This is a genomic window from Bradyrhizobium sp. USDA 3262, from assembly GCF_054060035.1.
In genome coordinates, this window is the sequence record NZ_JBSSCT010000001.1 from 7187499 (window position 1) to 7205593 (window position 18095).

The following is an 18095-nucleotide window of genomic DNA, read 5'->3' on the forward strand; positions in this document are numbered from 1 at the left end:
TCCGGGCTCAGCGGCCGGCGGCTGATTCGAGCGTCCTGTCGAGTGCCCTGGCCTTGGCGGCCTTGCCGGCGGTCGCCTCGACGAACTTCCAGGCGTCGCGCAATTCCACCAGGCTTGCGATGATGCGCCGGAAATTGTCCCTGGCCTGCGGCCGGCCATAGGAGCGCAGGCACGCCATGATCAGGGCGTTATAGGTGCGGTAGAGACGATCGGCCATCGCGCCGCCGCGGGTGAAGTCGAGATTGTGGCTCAGCCCGCGCAGGATCGCGGTCGCCCGCGTCAGATAGATGTGCCCTTCCTCGAATCGTTTCGCCTCGTGCGCGTCCAGCGCCTTCTGCAACAGCGTGATCGCGCCGTCGCACAGCATCACGACCGCCTTCAACGGCGGCACCGCCACCGCGGCGGATCGATAGGCATTGTTGGCTTGGTAGGCGGTCGCGTTCTGGGTCATTAGTTACTCGATGATGCGTCTAGGAGTGCTTTCAGGTAGCCCAGCGTGTTGTTCGCGCTTTCGATGGCCGCCTGGTAATTGGCGTATTGAACCTGCAGCTGGGCCTTGAACGTCGCCGCATTGCTCTGAATGTCGCTGACCTGGGACTGCAGGTCGGTATCGCGCGACTGCAAGTTGGTGATCAGCGTCTGCAGCTGACCGCTGGTGCCGGAACTGGTGTGCGCGAGCTGGTAGAGTTGCGTCGCGAGGCCGGACGACGATGTCACCGTGATCGACTGCGAGGTCGAGCCCGTATAGGTAAAGGCCATGCCGGCGTAGATCGTGCCCGAATTGCCGATGATCGTGTTGCCGACCACCGAAAAGCCGGAGCTGTCGCCGCCGACCGAGGCTCCGGTCAGCATACCGGTGGAGTCCACCGTGAGGTCTAGCGTGAAGGATTGCGGCGATGTGCCGGTATTGACCACGCTGAGCTGGCTGGACGAAGTGGTGGTCTGTGCCGACAGCAGCTTGGTGACGCCGGCGAGATTTTGCGTCAGCACCGTCGACAGCGTGCCGGTATCGAGCTGGAGCTCGTTGTTCTCGTTGAAGGACAGGCCGAGATCGGCCATCGTCATGCCTCCGACCGTCCCGCTAAGCACCTGCTGCAGCTGCGTCATGATATCGCGCATCGTGCTGTCGCCGAACAGCACCGCGCTTGATGCGGCCGTGCCGTCGGAATTCTGCGCCGACTGCGCGATCACCTGGTCGCGAAATGCGTTGTAGTTGGTGACGAAAGTCTGCAGCGCTGACGTGATCTGGCTGGTGTCGGTCTCGATGCTGATGTTGAGGCTGGTGCCGCTCGGCGTCGACTGCAGCAGGTCGAAAGTGACGCCGGACAGAACGTCGGAAATGTCGTTGGTGTTCCGCGTGAGCGCGATGCCGTCGAGGGTGAACTCCGCGGGCTGTGACTTCTGCAGCACGTCGGTGAACGCTCCGGACGTGTCGGTGACGCCGAGCTTGTTCAGGATGTCATCGCCCGATGTCGACGAATAGGTGATGTCGGCGGCGTCCTGCGTCCCCGTCAACACCATCTCATAGGACCCGCTCGACACCTGGACGATCGAGGCCTGGACATTGGTGGTCGAGGCCTGGGCGTTGATGGTGTCGACGATATCCTGCATCGACATGCCGGTGGTGATCGAGATCGCCGTGCTGGTGCCGCCGGACAGACCGAGCGAGAAAGTGCCGGAGAGGCCCAGCGCCGTCGAGCTGCTCGACTGCGAGGCACCGATCACCTTCTGCGCGGTCGCGAGCTGGGTGATCTGGAGCGTGTGATCGCCGGTCGCCGAGCCGCTGTTGACGCTCATGTTGAGCGCCGACGAGGCGCTGACGTCACCGGTGGACGAGATCGTCGCCGCCCGCGTGGCGAACGCGTTGGTGGCAATCGAATTGATGATCGAGGTGCTGAGCGACAACAACCCGCTTGCCAGCGTCGACAGCTCGGTCTGCAGGGATTGGTAGGCGGTGATCTTGGCCTGGTTCGAGGTGATCGTCGTGGTGATCGAGGTCGCCGCTGCGAGCTTGGCATTGACCTCGGCCTCGATCAGGGCATCCCAATCAATGCTGGTCGAATTGGTCGTGCCGGTCGTTGTCACCGTACTGGCAGAACTGGTCGACGTCGTGCCTGATGTGCTCGAGGTGGCGCTGCTAACCGTCATGTCGACACTTCCGCCGCGATAGGAATCGGGCCGGCATCATGCCGGCCCGATCGGTCTTTCGAATTAGCCGAGCAGCTTCAGCAGATACTGCGGCATCTGGTTCGCCGCGGTTTCCGCCGAAACCGCGGCCTGGGTCTTCACCTCGGCCGAGGACAGCGTCGCCTGCTCGGAGGCGATATCGACGTCCTTGATCGCCGAGTTGGCCGATTGCAGGTTCTGGGTCTGGGTCGAGATCGAGTCGGCGCTGAAGTTGAAGCGGGATTCCTGAGCACCGATCTCGGCGCGTGCGGACGAAACCTTGTCGATCGCGGTGTCGAGAGCCGACATCGCGCTGGTAGCGCTCGACAGGCTTGAGACGTCGAGCGACGTCACGGACAGCGACGAGGCCGTGAGGCTCGTCAGCGTGATCGTGATGGTGTCGGCCGAGGTCGAACCGACCAGCACCGAGACGCCCGAGGAGAACACGCTCGAGCCGTCGAGCAAGCTCTGGCTGCTGTAGCGGGTGCCGCTGGCGATCGAGTCGATTTCGCCCTTGAGCTGCGTGAATTCCGAGTTGATGTAGGCGCGGCTGGAATCCGCCACGGTGCCCGAGGCGGACTCGGAGGCCAACGACTTCATGCGAGCCAGGATGTCCGAGATGTTGGAGGCGCCGCCGTCGGCGGTCTGCAGGATCGAGGTCGCCTGCGCCGCGTTGGTGGCGGCCTGCTGCAGCGTCGTGATGTCGGAGGAGATGCGGGTCGAGATCGCAAGGCCGGCCGCGTCGTCGGAGGCGGAGGTGATGCGCGAGCCGCTCGACAGCTTCGACAGCGCGCTGGTTTCCTGCTGCGAGTTGATGTTGAGGTAACGGACCGCGGAGTTCGCGGCGGTGTTGGTGGAGATTGCCGGCATGAGTAGCTCCTGTGCTGATGGGGCATGGCATGCCGCATCGTGAAATAGAGAGGTGACGCGGATCCAGCCCCCGTCCGCCCGATCAAACGGGTGGGCCGCCGGTGGTCAGGCGCAAAATCTTCAGAAGCCGGAATTTATGGTTAGCAGTCGGTAAACGCGCCGCGCAGCTCGCGCTCGTGCCGCTTCAGCATCTCGCGCAGTTGCTGCCGTCCTCGCTTCAACAGCGACTCCACCGCGGCCACGGTCGTGTCCATCACCTCGGCGATCTCGCCGTTGCTCATGTTCTCATGATACGACAGGATTACTGCGACGCGCTGCTGCTCGGGCAGGCGCTGCATCGCGACCTCCAGCAGATTGCCGATCTCGTTGCGCTCGATCACGGCGGAGGCATCGAGCTGGGTGTCGGCGACCTCGGGCACGACATCGACATTCTCGGTGCGCGGCTTGCGGCGCAGATCGATGCAGCGGTTGCTGACGACGCGATAGAGCCAGGTCGAGAACTTGGCGCGGCCATGCTGCCAACGGCCGCGATGCGTCCACACCTTCAGCATCGTGTCCTGCACGACGTCTTCGGCGTCGGCGGCGTTGCCGACGATGCGCAGCGCGATCGCGTAGGCGCGATCGACATGACGTTCGACCAGAGCGCGAAACGCCGTCTCGTCGCCGGCGGCGAGGCGGTCGAGCAATTCCTTGTCTTCGTCGTGGATCTCGACGGTGTCGAGCGGGCCCGCATCGGCAACGGTGGGGACGTTGCTCCACGGAGCAGCCGCCTCGGCCGGCGCAACCGCGGCCGGCGTGGCCTCCACTTCGGCCGGTGCCCTCATATCAAGCGCGTAACTCATCCGCCGCTCTCCAACCAACGCCGCTGGCACACATTCCATGCGGCTTCTGAGCGTTGAACGAAGGGGGCCCGCAAACCAGGCGAACTTTTTTCGTTATTTTTCAAACGCTTAGCTGGATGATTTTGCCGACCGCCCGGCAAAAGCTGCCGCTGCGCGTAGGCGCAGGGAAAAATTCGACGGAGTTTGGAGCAGTCGTTCAGCATCGCCTCGCATTTCCGCGGAAGAGATCGTCGCGTCGGAAAACGCTGTTGTCACACCAACTAACGCCACGCGAACACATGCATGCGCGGAGCATGCGAGTGATTCATCGCCGTTGGTCGCCATCTTGCATTCGACGATTGCGACTAGGCAATTTTTTCCGAATCACTGTTTCGACGTTATCGGATTTTTTGAATCTGTCAGTCGCGAAGCGCGCGTTTTCGAATCCCGCATCAACTTTTTTGAACTGTCGCGCCTGATTTGTCTCATGCGCGCGTTCAACGCATGAGGACTGGCGGGAATTTTGCGCATGACGATCATGACGGTCGACGCGACGCGTCGAGCGCAGAATGTTTCTGCATGTTCGTTCGATGTTTTCGATACATTTCTGTTGCGCGCCTGCACGACGCCGGATGGCGTATTTGAAAGGGTTTTTCAGCGTTCATGCAGTGCTGAAAAATTTCCGAACATGTCTGCCAGTTTCGTTCAGCATCGAATTCAGGCGGAGGCGCGAGCGCGCAAGGTATCGCAAGAGCGGTGCGGCTCAACTGAAGTGCACATCGCCGACGTCTACAAATACTTTCCGTTCAGGCTGTTCGGCCTGAGCCGCGATGCGTTGCAGGATCTCGCGCAGATCGAGTTCGAGACCGAACTCGAACTGTGCCGCGTCAATCCCGAAATGCTCGAGCAATATCTGGACATGAAGCGCGGCGGCTTTCGCGTCGGCTTCATTTCCGACACCTACTGGAGCAGCGACCAACTCGCGCAGTTGCTGCATTCCTGCAGTCCCGGGCTGAGCTGGGATTTCCTCTATGCGTCCTGCGATCACGGCAGCAGCAAGAGTGAGGCGCTGTTTGAGGCCTATCTCGCCGAGCAAGGCATCGACGTGGCAAGCTCGTTCCATGTCGGCGACAACCACACCGCCGATATCAAGGGGGCGCGCCGTCACGGCATCCGTCCGCGCTACTATCCGCAGGCCGGCGCGGCATTGGCCTCCAAGTTTCAGCGCGAGACATCGATCTTCGAATTGCTGTGTCCCGATCAGCCGTCGCGGCTCGATTGCGGCGCCCGCACGCTTCGGCGCGCTGTGACGGCGAAGGGCGCGGAGCATTCTCCCGCTTTCGACCTCGGCGTGACCGTGCTCGGCCCGGTGATGGCGGCGTTCGATGCATTCATTGCCGCCCGGCGCACTGCGCTTGCTCGCGACGGCGCGCGCGTTGCGGTCGGATTCCTCGGTCGCGACGGTCTGCTGCCGTATCGGGTCTGGCAGGCAAACCACGGCGAGACCGGCGCCTATATCGAGATCAATCGTCGCGTCAGCCTGGTCGGGTCTGCTGACACGCTCGAACCGCTCTGTGAGCTGCTGAACCGGGTCGTCAAGATCGACGCGGCGACCTTTGTCGACATCGTCAAGGTGCAGCCGCCCGCCGTGATGAAGTTCTTCGCGCAGTATCCCGACGGCATTGCGAGCGGCCGCGAACTCGCCGACGCCCTGCCCGATCTGATGGACCCGCGCGAAATCACCGATATCGCTGCTGGCGTCCGGGCGCGTCTGCTTACCTACCTTCGCGCGAAGATCCGGGATTTCGACGGCTGCACCGATCTGATCCTGGTCGACCTCGGCTATTCCGCAAGCGTGCAGAAATCGCTGCGGCGCATCTTCGATCGCGAGGGCATCCGCATCCGCCTGCACGGCGCCTATCTGCTGACGCTTGACGATGCCTTCGACGACATCGCCGATGACGATACCGCGGAGGGACTGGTCTCGGATCGCATCGTCACGCCGCACGTCAAGCGCATGCTGATCCGCAACGTCGCATTGCTGGAACAGCTGTGCTGTTCCAGTGAAGGATCGGCGCGGGATTATCGTGACGGTGACGTGTTGCGCGAGGGTGATCAGCGCCCGGCCGCCCAGCTGGCGCTCGCGAGCGAGGTGCAATCCGGGACGCTGGCCTATGTTTCGCGCGCCCGCGAGCTGGCACCACGCTACGGATTGCAGCCCGATGCCGACCCCGTGGTCGCGGCGCGCTGGGCCGCCGCCGTGCTCGGGCGCCTCCTGCTGCTGCCGGACGACGATGAGCTCGCGTTGCTCGGCGGCATCAAGCATGACGTCAATCTCGGCACCCAGGCGCTGGCGCCATTGCTCGATGCCGACTTCATCAATGATTGCATCATCGCCGGCGGCCTCATGACCGCCTGCACGGCTCCGGCGCCCCCGATGTGGCTGGCGGGCAGCTTTGCCACCCTGTCGCCGTCGCACGCCTATCTCTACACGCTGTTCGGCGCCAATCGCCTGCCCGCGAATGTGTTCGGCGAAGCACCGTGCGGGACGCTGCAGGTCGGTCTGTTCGATCGGAACGGCCAGGCGTCGCTGGAGGCGGTCAGCGTCTATCATACCGGGCTCGGCGACCTCCGCCTGCGGATACCGCTGTCGCGCCGGATGGCAATCGCGACCATCGCGCTGCCGCTGGCCAAGCTCATCTACACGGTCGCGCTGACCGCGCTCGACCATGACCGCATCCTTGCGGTCGCGGACCACGGCGGCATCGATGCCCCCTCGGCCACACTGACCTGGCGCAGCGCCAACGACACGCTCGCAACGAACAACGACAGTTGATTTGTCCGCCTGATCCGGCCGCCCCGCACGTAGAAGGTTAACGAGGGGTAGTGCGGGCATGATTTCGGCTGACACGGCGCAAGCGGACGGCTTGCAGACGAACTTCGACCAATTGCTGGCGGCGAACGGCATCCGGATGAGCGCGGCGCAGCGCCGGCGGCTCGCATGGCTGTCGGAGCGGCTCGGACCCGCGGTCGTCCATCAGGCCGGCTCGGTGCCGGCGAGGGACCATGGCGTCATCATCCTCGTCGAGCCGCCGAGCGGCCCCGCCGCCGAGATGCTTTACCGGTCGCTTCGCGCCGACTGCGCGGTCGTCGTCCCCTTCGGCGAAAATCCCGCCTTTGACTTCCTGAAGAGCAAGCTGACCGACTTCGGAACGATCGGGCCGAGCTTCGATGGCCCGCATGAGATGTGGTGGGGCGGCCTCAATTGGCGCCCGATCGCGCCCGAGCAAGGCTCGAGGTCCGAGGCATCGCTGCGCGTGGTCTCCTGCTACCCCCGCGCTTGCGGCGACGATCATGCCCGCGCCCTCCGCGACAAGCTGGCCGAATTCCGGATCGCCTGCGATATCGCACCGATCGACACCGCAGACGGCGAGCACATGCGCGCAGCCGAGAAATCCGGCTTCATGCTGCGGATGTGGGAGCAGCACCACGAGCCGCTGCTTTTCATCGAGGCCGACGCAGTCCTCAGCGAGCCGCCATTGCTGCCGTCATACCTTGATTGCGACATCGCGCTCCACAAATGGAACCGGTGGGAAATGTCGGCGCGCACCCTCTATCTCGGCCGTTCGCCCGCCGCCGAAGCGTTGCTGCGCAACTGGCATCACGTCGCGAGCGCCTATCCCGCGGTCTGGGAAGGCTATTTGCTCGACCAGGCATGGAGCCTGACATCGTCGCAGATGGCGCTCGACACCGTCTGGCTGCCGCGCTCATACCACGCTCCGGCCGAAGACGCCGGCACACCCCGCCACACCACAATCGTCCACAACCTGCCCGCCGATAACAGCGATCTCGGACCCGACGCCGAATTCGGCGTCGCAATGCGGGCCGCGCGGCGCGCGAGCCGCAGCGGCGGCCGTGACGCCATGATCGTGATCCGGTCGCAGGCGGCCTCGAATGATGCGATCACCGTGATCATGCGCGATATCGCGACCAGCGACGCGCACGAAATGGCTGCCAGCATCGAGGCGGTCACCGGCGCGTTCGCGGCCGATTGCGGCGGGTTCGGCCGGCTCGAGCTCGCACTCTGCCCCTGGCAGGACGATATCCGCGCGGCGAAATCGGCCGCGAAAAGCGCGAACAACCGCATCATCGAGATCGCGCCGTGGCAGACGCTGCCGGCCGACCTGTTCCGCACCGTGGGCCAGTCCCGCGATGCCGGCAGCGTCGTCGTGATGGCCGGGCAGCGCGGTTGATGAACGCCGGAAAGACAGAGCAAGGAAGGACATCGACATCATGAAGACAATCATCCTTCTTACCGGCACCGCAAATCAGCAATTCGCGCTCACCGAACTGTTGAAGGCGCACAATCCGGCGCTGTCGTTTCGCTGCGCGGTAACGGCCGACGAGCTCGCCGCGATCGAGCCGGAGGTCTTGCGCGAGGCCCGGCTGTTGGCCTTCACCACCAGCGTCATCGTGCCGGAGCACATTCTGGCGGCGCTGGGCCACGGCGCCTACAATTTCCATCCCGGCCCGCCGCAATATCCCGGCTGGGCACCGGCGCATTTCGCACTCTATGACGGTGCCCGCACCTTCGGCGCGACGGCCCATGTGATGGCCGCGCGCGTCGATTCCGGCCCGATCGTCGGGGTCGAGTCCTTCATCATTCCCGACAAGATCAGCGTACGCGGACTCGAACAGATCGCCTATGTGCGGCTTGCCCATCTGTTCTGGCGGATGTCGCGCGATCTCGCCTGCGATCCCACGCCGTTGGCGGAACTGGAGATCGCCTGGTGCAGAATCAAGAGCACCCGACAGATGTACCGCGAGATGTGCAAGCTTCCCGCCGGCATCAGCGCCGGCGAGCTGGCGCGCCGGATCCGCGCCTTCCACGACGACTTTCGCGGCATCCCGCTGACCTGCTCGCTGCACGGCATCCGGTTCCAGCTCTTGACGACTGCCACGCAGGCGCCCGAGGCGCCGCAGGTGATCTCGCCCCCGCTCGCCGCGGCCTCCTGAGAATCGGCCTCAACCGCGCGTCGCACGGCCTCGAACCTCGCGGCGCTGCTGCAAGTGCGCCTTCACCGCACGCTCCGCGGCGCGCGCGGAGCCGAAATAACCACCGTCGAGCCCGTCAAAGGCGCGGTCAGAGGAGAAGAAGCAGAAGCCGCGGTTATCACTGACGACGATGCCGGCGGTGCGATCCGATACTTCGATGACATAGGCTTGGGACATTTGGGGTTGGGACATGCGTGCTCAATCGCCGAATGACGGCGTTCCTGTCTAATTGTCGGGTGCTTTGGATTTGTCGAAGCGATCAACAACAACAGACGCCGGTCGCCGCCGAGACGCAGCGATGCTGCATGCGGCTTCGCATGTCGCACATTAAGCTGCGGTGATCATGTCTCATTGCGGTGACCTTGGACAACACGGATATCGCGCATCAATATCCGGCCGAACCGCGCCGCGGTCAATGAAATGGCTGACCAAAGATAAGAGCCCGGCGCGACGCCTCATTCGCGGCGGGCGGAAAAACAGCACAGTTTTGGTGATGACGGTCGTTGAGCGCTGAATTGACCAGGCACCACATGTCCTGGTGCCCGGCCATGATCGCTCAGGGCAGGATCGGCGGGTGATAGGTGAAGGTCGCCATCAGGATCGCCGCCAGCAGCATCACGATCGGAAAGTGGATGAAGAACTGCACCGACGTGTAGCCGATCAGATCCTTCGACTTCAGGCCGAGGATGCCGAGCAGCGGCAGCATCCAGAACGGGTTGATGAAGTTCGGCAGCGTCTCGGCGATGTTGTAGACCATCACCGTCCAGCCGAGATGCGCGCCGATGTCGTTGGCCGCCTTCATGATGTAGGGCGCCTCGATGATCCACTTTCCGCCGGCCGACGGCACGAAGAAACCGAGCAGCGCCGAATAAATTCCGACCAGGAACGAAAACACGGTGGAATTGCTGGAGGCACCGACGAACCAGTGTGCGATCGTGTCCGACAGCGTCGTGCCGCTGCTGTTCGGGACCTTGGTCAGGATCTGCGCAATGCCGGCGTAGAACGGAAACTGCAACAGCACGCCTGAGACACTCGGCATCGCCTTCGAGAACGACTCGATGAGGCTGCGCGGACGCCAGTGCAGCACGATGCCGAGGATGAGGAAGACGAAGTTATAGGTGTTGAGGCCGGACAACGTGATCAACGGATTGCCCGACTGGAATGTCTGCCACAACCAGCCGGCGGCAAGCACGGCGATCAGGATCGTCAGCAGCGGGCTGAACTCCAGCCAGTCGCCCGGACGCGCCGGCTTCCTGGCCTCGATGCGATCATCGCCAAGCGCAACGCCGAGGTCTTCCGCCGTCTTCGCCTGTCCGGGCGCAGGCGTCGTGAAATAGCAAATCGCAGCGGAGACCACGGTCACCATCACGACGGTGACCATGTTCTGCCAGGTCAGGATGGTTTCCGAGAAACCGATCACGCCGGTGATCGGCAGGAGCGATGCCGGAATGCTGCCGGCATTCGCCTGCAGCTGCGCAGCTGATGACGTGATGCCGAGCGTGAAGCCGCAGCCGAGCCCGAGATAGCCGGCGGCGCCGGCCGCCCGGTAGTCGAGCCTGATGTCGGTGCGCCGTGCGATCTCCCGCACCAGAAGACCCGAGAAGATCAGGCTCAGGCCCCAGTTCAGCAGCGACAGAAAGATGCTGAGCACGCCGACAAAGACCACGGCGCCGCGCCCGGTCTTTGGCACGCTGGCGAGCCGCGCCAGCACGGCCGCCACCGGCGGCGACATCGCCACGACATAGCCGCCGATCGCGACCAGCGCCATCTGCATCGTGAAGGGAATCATGTTCCAGAACCCGTCACCAAACGCGCGGCTGACGGCGAGCGGCGAACCGCCATGCAGGATCGCGCCGATTGCGACCGCAATCACCGCGATCAGGACGAAGACGTAGGCATCCGGAAACCAGCGCTCCGCAAACGCCACCAGGGCTTGCGAAAATCGCGCGATGATGTTGTCCGCGACAGGTTTTCGCAAACTCACGGCTTGATCGTGCGTTGCATTCGTCATCAATCTGATCCCCTTCCGGTAATGCGGTTACAGCCTTCAATCGTGTTTGGTCATCAAAGCGCGAGCGTGAGATCGGTCAGCGGCACGGCCTGGCAGGCGAGGCACTGTCCCTCGCTGCCATCGACAGGGCCGAGATGGGTGAACTCCCCATCGACGACCTGAACCGCACAGCTTTCGCATTGCCCGACACGGCAGCCGCTCGGCAGCGCGACGCCCGCCGCACTCGCCGCATCAAGCAGCGTCCCCTGCTCCGGCCCCCAGGAAAAACTCTTCTTGCTGCCCGCAAGCCGTACGGTGCGCGGCGCAAGATTGCTCGGCACCGACGGCGGCGACACGAAGCTTTCGGCAAAAATGTCGAAGCGCGGCACGCCGAGCGCCGTCACGGCCTCGATCTGTGCCGCAACGAATTCCGGCGAGCCGCAGATGTAGACCAGCGGCCAGCGCGCCAACAGCGGCTTGACCTGTCCGAGATCAACCCTGCCCTTGCGCAACGAATGCGAGTCGATCGGGTCCTGCGCGAACGGCGCGGAATAGAACGTCACACGCTTCAGCCCCGGAATACCGGCTTCCAACTCCGCAAGCCGCTCGGCAAACGGATGCTCCCGGCTGCTACGGCAGCCGTGGAGCAGCAGGATTTCGCCAACGCGATCCTGTGGTGCAATGCGTTGCAGCGTTTCGAGATGGCTCATGAACGGCGTGATGCCGATGCCGGCGGCGAGGAAGATCAGCGGCCGCGGCCCCTTCAGCGGTGGCGTGAAGATGCCGCCCGGCGGCTCCAGCACAACCTCGTCACCGACGGCAAGACGGTGCAGACGATCCGGCATGAAGAACGGCGCATCGCCACTCGGCGCCTCGTTGAAGAAGCGCCCCTTCACCGCGATCGAGAGCACATCCAGCAGATCACCCGATCCGGTCAACGAGTAGGCCCGCGCCTCCGTTGCGCCGGGCAGCGAGACCATCACGTGCTGGCCCGGCAGGAAGTCGGGCAGCGGACCACCGTCAAGCGGCAGCAGGTTGAGCGCGATGACATTATCTGCCTCGGCGCGACGCGCGCCAACCTTGAACCGCCGCTGACCGCTCCACAGGCCACGACTGGCAATTCCGTCGCGCCTGATATCGCAGACGATCGCGCGCAGCGGGACGGACCCGCTGACCGGATCGCGCGCATCGTCATGTAGCACGGCGTTGATGTTGCGGGTGTGGATGCCTGCCGTCGCGAAACGCTCGCGGCCGAGCGGCGGACAGTCTTCCCACCAGCCGAATTCGGCGACGACGACCCGATCGTCGAGCGCCGCATTGAGGCGCACCTTCAGGCGCACGGCACCGCCATGCGTCTCCACCACGGCCCAGTCGCCTTCGGCAAGGCCGCGCCGCTCGGCGAGCTGCGGACTGATCTCGACGGCCGGATCGGGCGACTTGCGCCGCAGCGAGGCGACGTGCCGATAAGAGGAGTGAACGAACCAGCCGCTCTTGGCAGTGGAAAGCACGAGCGGAAAGCGTGCGTCCGGCGCTGCCGTGAGCGGGCTGCCGACCGGCTCGACGTGGTCGGGCAAGGGATCATAGCCGTGTCCCAGCATCAGCTCGGAATAAAGCTCGACGCGGCGCGTCGGCGTCGCGAATCCGGCAACCGTTCGGTCCTCGCGCGCCACGGCGTATTTTTCGTCGCGGAAGATCTGCGGGAAGCGGCGGCCTTCGGGGTGCGCGCGCAGATCCTCGACACCGATGCCGAGCGGCGCGAGCTGATAGTTCCAGCCGGCCGTGATGTCGCCGCCGAAGAACAAATCGCCCATCCCGAGCCTGAGCGCGAGCGCGGCGGCGATCTCGTAATCGGCCTTCACTGCGCCGACCGGCTCGACCATGCGCGGGCGAAACTGCACGGTCTCGACGGCTTCCTGCGTGATCTCGAATCCGATCTTGAGCGCATCGCGCTCCCACGGCGTGCTGGCGGGCAGCACGAAATCGGCGCTCTCCGCGGTCGGGTTCATGAACATGTCGATATGAACCTGGAATTCCAGCGCGTTCAGCGCGGCGCGGTTGCGCTCGGAATGGCCCTGCGAGACGACGAAGTTGGTGCCGAAGGCGACCAGCGCGCGCACCCGGTAGGGCTCGCCGTCGAGCACCGCCCTGCTGAAATCGCGCGCCGTGATCCAGCCCTTGGCCGGCGGGCCGAGCGGCAGTTCGGCAATGCCCAGCGCCTTTGCCTGCTGCTCCGGCGACAGGATATTGTAATCGTTGAGGGCACGGGTCGGCGGCGGCACCGGCCAGCGATTGCCGCCGGGCCGATCGCAAGCGCCGGTCAGCGCATACAACGTCGCAATCGTGCGCTCGATCGCGGTCGCGTTGGTGTGCTGCCCGACGCCGGTCCAGGAATGATAGGCGAGCCGCGGCCGGCGAGCGAGCAGCGCGTTGAACGCGTCGACGTCCTCGACGCGCAGCCAGGTCAGCTCCGCGACGCGCGCCGGCGTGTAAGGCGCGGCTCGCTCGGCGAGCAGTTCGAACGCGGTAGCCGCCGCTATCATCCCGCCGTCGCGTGTGCGGACCTGCTGCGCGCCACGCAGCTGGCCACACCTCTCCGGCGCGTAGCGGGTGTCGCAAGGCACGGGCGCGCCCGACGCATCGAGACGAACGAAAGCCTCCGGCGCGCCATCCGGCCACAACGCGTCGGCGCGCAGGAAGCGTCCGGTCGCACGATCGACCAGCAGCGATCCATTGGTCCATGCGTTGACGAAATCCGCATCGAAGCTGCCGGCCGCGATGAGGTGACGGATCGCCCCCATCGCGAGCGCGCCATCGGCACCCGGGCGAATGCGCAGCCAGAGATCGGCCTGCTGCCCCGAGCCGTTCGGCTTGGGATCGACCACCACGACCTTGGCGCCGCGCCGCCGCGCATCGGCGATCCGCGTTGCCTGGGCGAGCCAGGTCCGCGCCGGATTGTGGCCCCACAGGATAATCGCATCGGCATTGTCGTAGTCGGGAAAGCCGGTGCCGCGGCCGAAGGTCAGCGCGTGCGCATAGTCCTTGTGCCAGCCGCAGATCTCGACGGCATAGATCAGGTTCGGGCTGCCGAAGCCGCGGATGAAGCGCTCGACCCACTCGAAACTGTCGACCATGGGCGTGCCGCTCGGCGTGGTGACGCCGAACGCCACCGCCTCGGCGCCGCTCTCCGCGCGGATCGTACCGAGCCGGGCGGCGATCTCGGTCAAGGCCTCGTCCCATGACACCTCGACCCAGCCCGGATCGGCGGCGCCGCGCGGCTGGGTTCGCTTGAGCGGGACGGTCAGACGGCGCGGGCTGGCGACGATTTCGGGCGCCGCCCTGCCCTTGGCGCAAAGCGCGCCGCCGGTCGGGTGGTTATTTAATACCTCTACCCCGACAAGGCGCCCATCCTCGACCACGGTGACGGCACCGCAGCGCGAGCGACAAAGCGTGCAATAGCCGGGCAGCCGCTGTTTCACCGCCGTCTCACCTATCCCAGTCAATCCATGTGACGCATTTTTGTAATGCGTTACACATTTACGTCATACGCTACCGGCCGCGTCAAGGCTAAGTAATAATCAGCGACGAATCGGAGTTCCCAGCGAGAGGGCGGCCACGACCACCGATGGACCAGAATTTGCGACAACAGGTGCTGCAGCGGGTGCGGGCCGAGATCATTTCCGGGCAGAGCCTTCCGGGCACGATGTATTCGGTGCCGAGTCTCGCGGCGAGCCTCGGCGTCTCCTCGACGCCGGTACGCGAAGCGCTGCTCGAGCTCAGCCGCGGCGGTCTGGTCGAGCCGATGCGCAACCGCGGCTTCAAGGTGGTCGAGCCGACTCTGACCGAGTTGCGCAACCTGTTCGACATGCGCGAGGTACTCGAGCTCCACGCCGCCGTGCTGGTCGCCGCCAATCCGCCAAAGGATCTGGCAGTCGTGCGCGGCTGGGCCGACCAGATCGCCAAGGCCGTCGAGACCGACGACGTCCAGCTCTATCTGGAAGCCGACCGCAACTATCATCGCGAGTTCATCGCGGCCGCCGGCAACGACCTGCTGACCGACACGGTGATGGGCCTGCGCGACAAGATGCGGCTCTACGGCATCAGCTCCCGCGCCGGCCACGAGCGGCAGCAAGCGTCAGTGCCCGAGCACTACCGGTTGATCGAGCTCGCGCTCGCCGGCGAGACCGAGGCGCTGACCACCCTGCTCCGCACTCACATCCGCTCCTGGGAGCCGATCTTCGTCGATGCATTGCTGCGCTCGAAGGAGCATGCGCGCGAACCGCTGCGGCAGGCCCGCGGCTGACGCGGGCGGACGCAGCTAGCCGGTCGTGGTGAACGGCTAGTCCAGAATGCTCTTGTAGTGCTCCGAGAAGACATCGCGGCCGATGATCAGCCGCATCACTTCGGAGCTTCCAGCCAGGATTCGATTGACGCGCGCATCGGTGAACATGCGGCTGATCGGATATTCGTCCATGTATCCCGCGCCGCCGTGCAGCTGGACGCCAAGATCGAGCATCTTCCACTCGACCTCCGACGACATCATCTTGGCCTTGGCGCCCATGTTGCTGGTCAGGCGTCCGGCATTGTGCTCGGTCACGCAGTGATCGACATAGACCTGCACGAGATCGATTTCGGCATCCACCTCCGCCATGCGGAACTGGGTGTTCTGCTGTTCGGCGAGCGGCCGGCCGAACAATTTGCGGTCCATCACGTAAGCGCGCGTGATGTCGAACGCCTTGCGGCCGTTGGCGATCGATCCGACCGCGGAGATCAACCGCTCCTCGGCAAGGCCTTCCATCAGATAGTAGAAGCCCCTGCCGGGTTCTCCCAGCACGTTGGCCTTGGGCACCTTCACATTGTTGAAAAACAGTTCGGCTGTGTCCTGCGCCGGCATGCCCATCTTCTTGAGATTGCGGCCGCGCTCAAAACCTTCCATGCCGCGCTCGACGATCAGGAGCACCATGGCATGCTTCTTCTCGGCGCCCGCGAGCTTGGCCGCGACGATCACCACGTCGCAATTGATGCCGTTGGAAATATAGGTCTTCGAGCCATTGAGCAGGAAATGATCGCCCTTGTCTTCCGCCGTCGTCCGCATGCCAGCAAGATCCGAGCCCGCGCCCGGCTCGGTCATCGCGATCGCCAGGATCGTCTCGCCGCTGACGCATTTCGGCAGGAATCGGTCGCGCTGCTCCTCGGTGCCGAAGCGCTTGAAATAAGGACCGACCAAGCGGCTGTGCAGCGTGTTGTACCAGCCCTTGCAGCCGGATCGCGCAGTCTCCTCAATGATGATCTGCTCGTAGCGGAAGTCCTCGTCGCCCATTCCGCCATATTTTTCCTCGGGCCAGATCATCAGGAAGCCGAGGTCGCCGGCCTTCTTGAACGCGCTGCGGTCGACGATGCCGGCCTCCCGCCATTCCTCCATATGGGGCGCAATCTCGCTGGCGAGAAATTTGCGGTAGGAGCCGCGGAAGATGACCTGGTCTTCGGTAAAGCTACGCATCAATCACCTAATAGCGCTGTCATGGAAACCGCCGGCATACGCTGAGGCACCGGTACAAAAAATTGGAGCGCCGGTTCTGCTGCAATCAAAACCGACGCTCCGTCACCGAAACAGGCGATGCCCTACTTGCCCTTCCAGTTCGGCGGGCGTTTTTCCGCAAAGGCAGCCGCGCCCTCGCGGGCATCCTCGGATACGAAGACAGGACCGACGATCTCCTGCTGCCTTTTCCACATCTCATCTTCCGGCCAGAGCCGGGATTCGACGATCACCTGCTTGGATGCCTTTACGGCGAGCGGGCCGTTGGCACCAATCGCTGCCGCGAGCTCGAGCGCCGCGTCGAGCGCCGGTCCATCGGTCAAACGGTTGATGATGCCGAGCTGGTAGGCACGCTCCGCGCCGAAGAACTCGCCCGTCAATGCGAACTCCATCGCCACACGGAACGGCATCTGGCGCGGCATGCGGATCAGGCCGCCGGCCGCGGCTGCCAGCCCGCGCTTCACCTCGGGGATGCCGAACTTGGCGTTGCGGTTGGCGACGATCATGTCGCACGACAGCGCGATCTCCATCCCGCCGGCGAGCGCGTAGCCGTCGACAGCCGCGATCAGCGGCTTCTTCGGCGGCGCCTCGGTCAGGCCGGCGAAGCCGCGGCCGGGGATCGACGGCCGCTCGCCTTTCAGGAACCCCTTGAGGTCCATGCCCGAGCAGAATGTGCCGCCGGCGCCGGTGATGATGCCGACGCTCAGGGAGTCGTCGGCGTCGAGCCGGTCGATCGCCGCGGCCACGCCTTTGGAGAGGGCGAGGTTGGCCGCGTTCTTCGCTTCCGGCCGGTTCAGGGTGATGATCAGGATCGGTCCGCCGACTTCAGTGAGGACCGGAGTTTCTTCGGGCATCGCTTTCGTCTCCTGATCGCTTAACGCGGAGCCATGCGGATGGCGCCGTCGAGACGGACGTCTTCACCGTTGAAGTAGCCGTTGGTGATCATGGTCAGCGCCAGCTGCGCATATTCCTCAGGCATGCCGAGACGCTTCGGGAACGGCACCGATGCGCTGAGCGCGGCCTTGACGTTCTCAGGCGCCCCCTGCAGCAGCGGGGTGTTGAAGATGCCCGGCAGGATGGTGTTGACGCGGATGCCTTCGGCCATCAGGTCGCGCGCGATCGGCAGGGTCATGCCGACGACGCCGGCCTTCGAGGCCGAATAGGCTGCCTGCCCCATCTGGCCATCCTCGGCCGCGACCGAGGCTGTGTTGACGACCGCACCACGCTCGCCGTGCTCCAGCGGAGCCAGCGACAGCATGCCCTGCGCCGACTTGGCGATGCAACGGAACGTGCCGACGAGGTTGATCTGGATGATGCGGTTGAAGGCGTCGATCGGGAAGTGCGTGGGCTCGCCGGTCTTCTTGTCGCGGCCCGCGGTCTTCACCGCGTTGCCGGTGCCGGCGCAGTTCACCAGGATGCGCTCCTGGCCATGCGCCGAGCGGGCCTTGGCGAAGCCCGCATCGACCTGCTCGTCCGAGGTGACATCGACCTTGCAGAACACACCGTCGATTTCCTTGGCGATGGCCTCACCCTTCTCTTCGTTGAAGTCGAAGATCGCGACCTTCACGCCTTGCGCAGCGAGCGCGCGCGAGGTGGCAGCACCAAGGCCGGAAGCGCCGCCGGTGACGACGGCGGCGACCGATGAATCGAGTTTCATGGC

General features: G+C 64.6%; 14 protein-coding genes. 4 read left to right on the forward strand and 10 right to left on the reverse strand.

The features are described from left to right. Positions 1–7: 7 nt before the first annotated feature. The 4 genes from ACVWYP_RS34060 to ACVWYP_RS34075 form a co-directional block, all read right to left on the reverse strand. Positions 8–451: a flagellar export chaperone FliS gene (locus tag ACVWYP_RS34060; RefSeq protein WP_028340075.1), complete on the reverse strand. Its 444-nt coding sequence runs from the start codon at positions 449–451 to the stop codon at positions 8–10. Next, positions 451–2148: a flagellar filament capping protein FliD gene (gene fliD, locus ACVWYP_RS34065; RefSeq protein ID WP_304496329.1), complete on the reverse strand. Its 1698-nt coding sequence runs from the start codon at positions 2146–2148 to the stop codon at positions 451–453. Before fliD ends, ACVWYP_RS34060 begins: the two co-directional genes overlap by 1 nt. 63 nt (positions 2149–2211) lie before the next feature. After that, entirely contained in the window at positions 2212–3036 is an 825-nt protein-coding gene (locus tag ACVWYP_RS34070; RefSeq protein ID WP_016844634.1) for a flagellin, read from the reverse strand. A gap of 140 nt (positions 3037–3176) precedes the next feature. Next, on the reverse strand, positions 3177–3878 hold the full coding sequence (locus tag ACVWYP_RS34075) for an RNA polymerase sigma factor (protein ID WP_411781464.1): 702 nt from the start codon (positions 3876–3878) through the stop codon (positions 3177–3179). 751 nt (positions 3879–4629) lie between these two features. Between ACVWYP_RS34075 and ACVWYP_RS34080 the strand changes: the two genes are divergently transcribed. The 3 genes from ACVWYP_RS34080 to ACVWYP_RS34090 are packed head-to-tail and all read left to right on the forward strand — an operon-like array spanning position 4630 to position 8873. Then, positions 4630–6693, forward strand: a complete 2064-nt coding sequence (locus ACVWYP_RS34080) for a hypothetical protein (RefSeq protein ID WP_304496330.1) — start codon at positions 4630–4632, stop codon at positions 6691–6693. Between the two features lie 58 nt (positions 6694–6751). Then, the gene (locus ACVWYP_RS34085) at positions 6752–8110 is read left to right on the forward strand and encodes a hypothetical protein (RefSeq protein WP_304496331.1); all 1359 of its coding nucleotides are present in this window, start codon (positions 6752–6754) and stop codon (positions 8108–8110) included. Between the two features lie 37 nt (positions 8111–8147). Beyond that, a complete protein-coding gene (locus tag ACVWYP_RS34090) occupies positions 8148–8873 on the forward strand; it encodes a formyltransferase family protein (RefSeq protein ID WP_456684315.1) in 726 nt (241 codons plus the stop codon). Between the two features lie 9 nt (positions 8874–8882). On the opposite strand, the gene ACVWYP_RS34095 is transcribed toward ACVWYP_RS34090, so the two are convergent. From ACVWYP_RS34095 to ACVWYP_RS34105, 3 genes are all read right to left on the reverse strand, one after another. Continuing rightward, a complete protein-coding gene (locus ACVWYP_RS34095; RefSeq protein ID WP_304496332.1) occupies positions 8883–9104 on the reverse strand; it encodes a hypothetical protein in 222 nt (73 codons plus the stop codon). Positions 9105–9468: 364 nt separating this feature from the next. Continuing rightward, complete coding sequence (locus ACVWYP_RS34100) at positions 9469–10923, reverse strand: short-chain fatty acid transporter (protein WP_304496333.1); 1455 nt, start codon at positions 10921–10923, stop codon at positions 9469–9471. Positions 10924–10976: 53 nt separating this feature from the next. After that, positions 10977–14378 carry a molybdopterin-dependent oxidoreductase gene (locus ACVWYP_RS34105; protein WP_304496334.1) on the reverse strand — a complete coding sequence of 1134 codons (3402 nt, stop codon included), beginning with the start codon at positions 14376–14378 and terminating at the stop codon, positions 10977–10979. A 146-nt stretch (positions 14379–14524) separates the two neighbouring features. Between ACVWYP_RS34105 and ACVWYP_RS34110 the strand changes: the two genes are divergently transcribed. Beyond that, the gene (locus tag ACVWYP_RS34110; RefSeq protein ID WP_304496335.1) at positions 14525–15202 is read left to right on the forward strand and encodes a GntR family transcriptional regulator; all 678 of its coding nucleotides are present in this window, start codon (positions 14525–14527) and stop codon (positions 15200–15202) included. A gap of 36 nt (positions 15203–15238) precedes the next feature. Here ACVWYP_RS34110 and ACVWYP_RS34115 read toward each other — a convergent pair whose 3' ends face one another. The 3 genes from ACVWYP_RS34115 to ACVWYP_RS34125 form a co-directional block, all read right to left on the reverse strand. After that, positions 15239–16399 carry an acyl-CoA dehydrogenase family protein gene (locus ACVWYP_RS34115; RefSeq protein ID WP_028340065.1) on the reverse strand — a complete coding sequence of 387 codons (1161 nt, stop codon included), beginning with the start codon at positions 16397–16399 and terminating at the stop codon, positions 15239–15241. Positions 16400–16521: 122 nt separating this feature from the next. After that, complete coding sequence (locus ACVWYP_RS34120) at positions 16522–17289, reverse strand: crotonase/enoyl-CoA hydratase family protein (protein WP_304496336.1); 768 nt, start codon at positions 17287–17289, stop codon at positions 16522–16524. Between the two features lie 20 nt (positions 17290–17309). Continuing rightward, on the reverse strand, positions 17310–18092 hold the full coding sequence (locus tag ACVWYP_RS34125; protein ID WP_304496337.1) for an SDR family NAD(P)-dependent oxidoreductase: 783 nt from the start codon (positions 18090–18092) through the stop codon (positions 17310–17312). Positions 18093–18095 lie beyond the last annotated feature (3 nt).

Bases quoted from the DNA above. Each gene is read 5' to 3' on its own strand.
- ACVWYP_RS34120 (WP_304496336.1), bottom strand. From the start codon at position 17,289: ATGCCCGAAGAAACTCCGGTCCTCACTGAAGTCGGCGGACCGATCCTG.
- ACVWYP_RS34115 (WP_028340065.1), bottom strand. From the start codon at position 16,399: ATGCGTAGCTTTACCGAAGACCAGGTCATCTTCCGCGGCTCCTACCGC.
- ACVWYP_RS34085 (WP_304496331.1), top strand. From the start codon at position 6,752: ATGATTTCGGCTGACACGGCGCAAGCGGACGGCTTGCAGACGAACTTC.
- ACVWYP_RS34110 (WP_304496335.1), top strand. From the start codon at position 14,525: ATGGACCAGAATTTGCGACAACAGGTGCTGCAGCGGGTGCGGGCCGAG.
- ACVWYP_RS34060 (WP_028340075.1), bottom strand. From the start codon at position 451: ATGACCCAGAACGCGACCGCCTACCAAGCCAACAATGCCTATCGATCC.
- ACVWYP_RS34070 (WP_016844634.1), bottom strand. From the start codon at position 3,036: ATGCCGGCAATCTCCACCAACACCGCCGCGAACTCCGCGGTCCGTTAC.
- ACVWYP_RS34125 (WP_304496337.1), bottom strand. From the start codon at position 18,092: ATGAAACTCGATTCATCGGTCGCCGCCGTCGTCACCGGCGGCGCTTCC.
- fliD (WP_304496329.1), bottom strand. From the start codon at position 2,148: ATGACGGTTAGCAGCGCCACCTCGAGCACATCAGGCACGACGTCGACC.
- ACVWYP_RS34075 (WP_411781464.1), bottom strand. From the start codon at position 3,878: ATGAGTTACGCGCTTGATATGAGGGCACCGGCCGAAGTGGAGGCCACG.
- ACVWYP_RS34100 (WP_304496333.1), bottom strand. From the start codon at position 10,923: ATGACGAATGCAACGCACGATCAAGCCGTGAGTTTGCGAAAACCTGTC.
- ACVWYP_RS34095 (WP_304496332.1), bottom strand. From the start codon at position 9,104: ATGTCCCAACCCCAAATGTCCCAAGCCTATGTCATCGAAGTATCGGAT.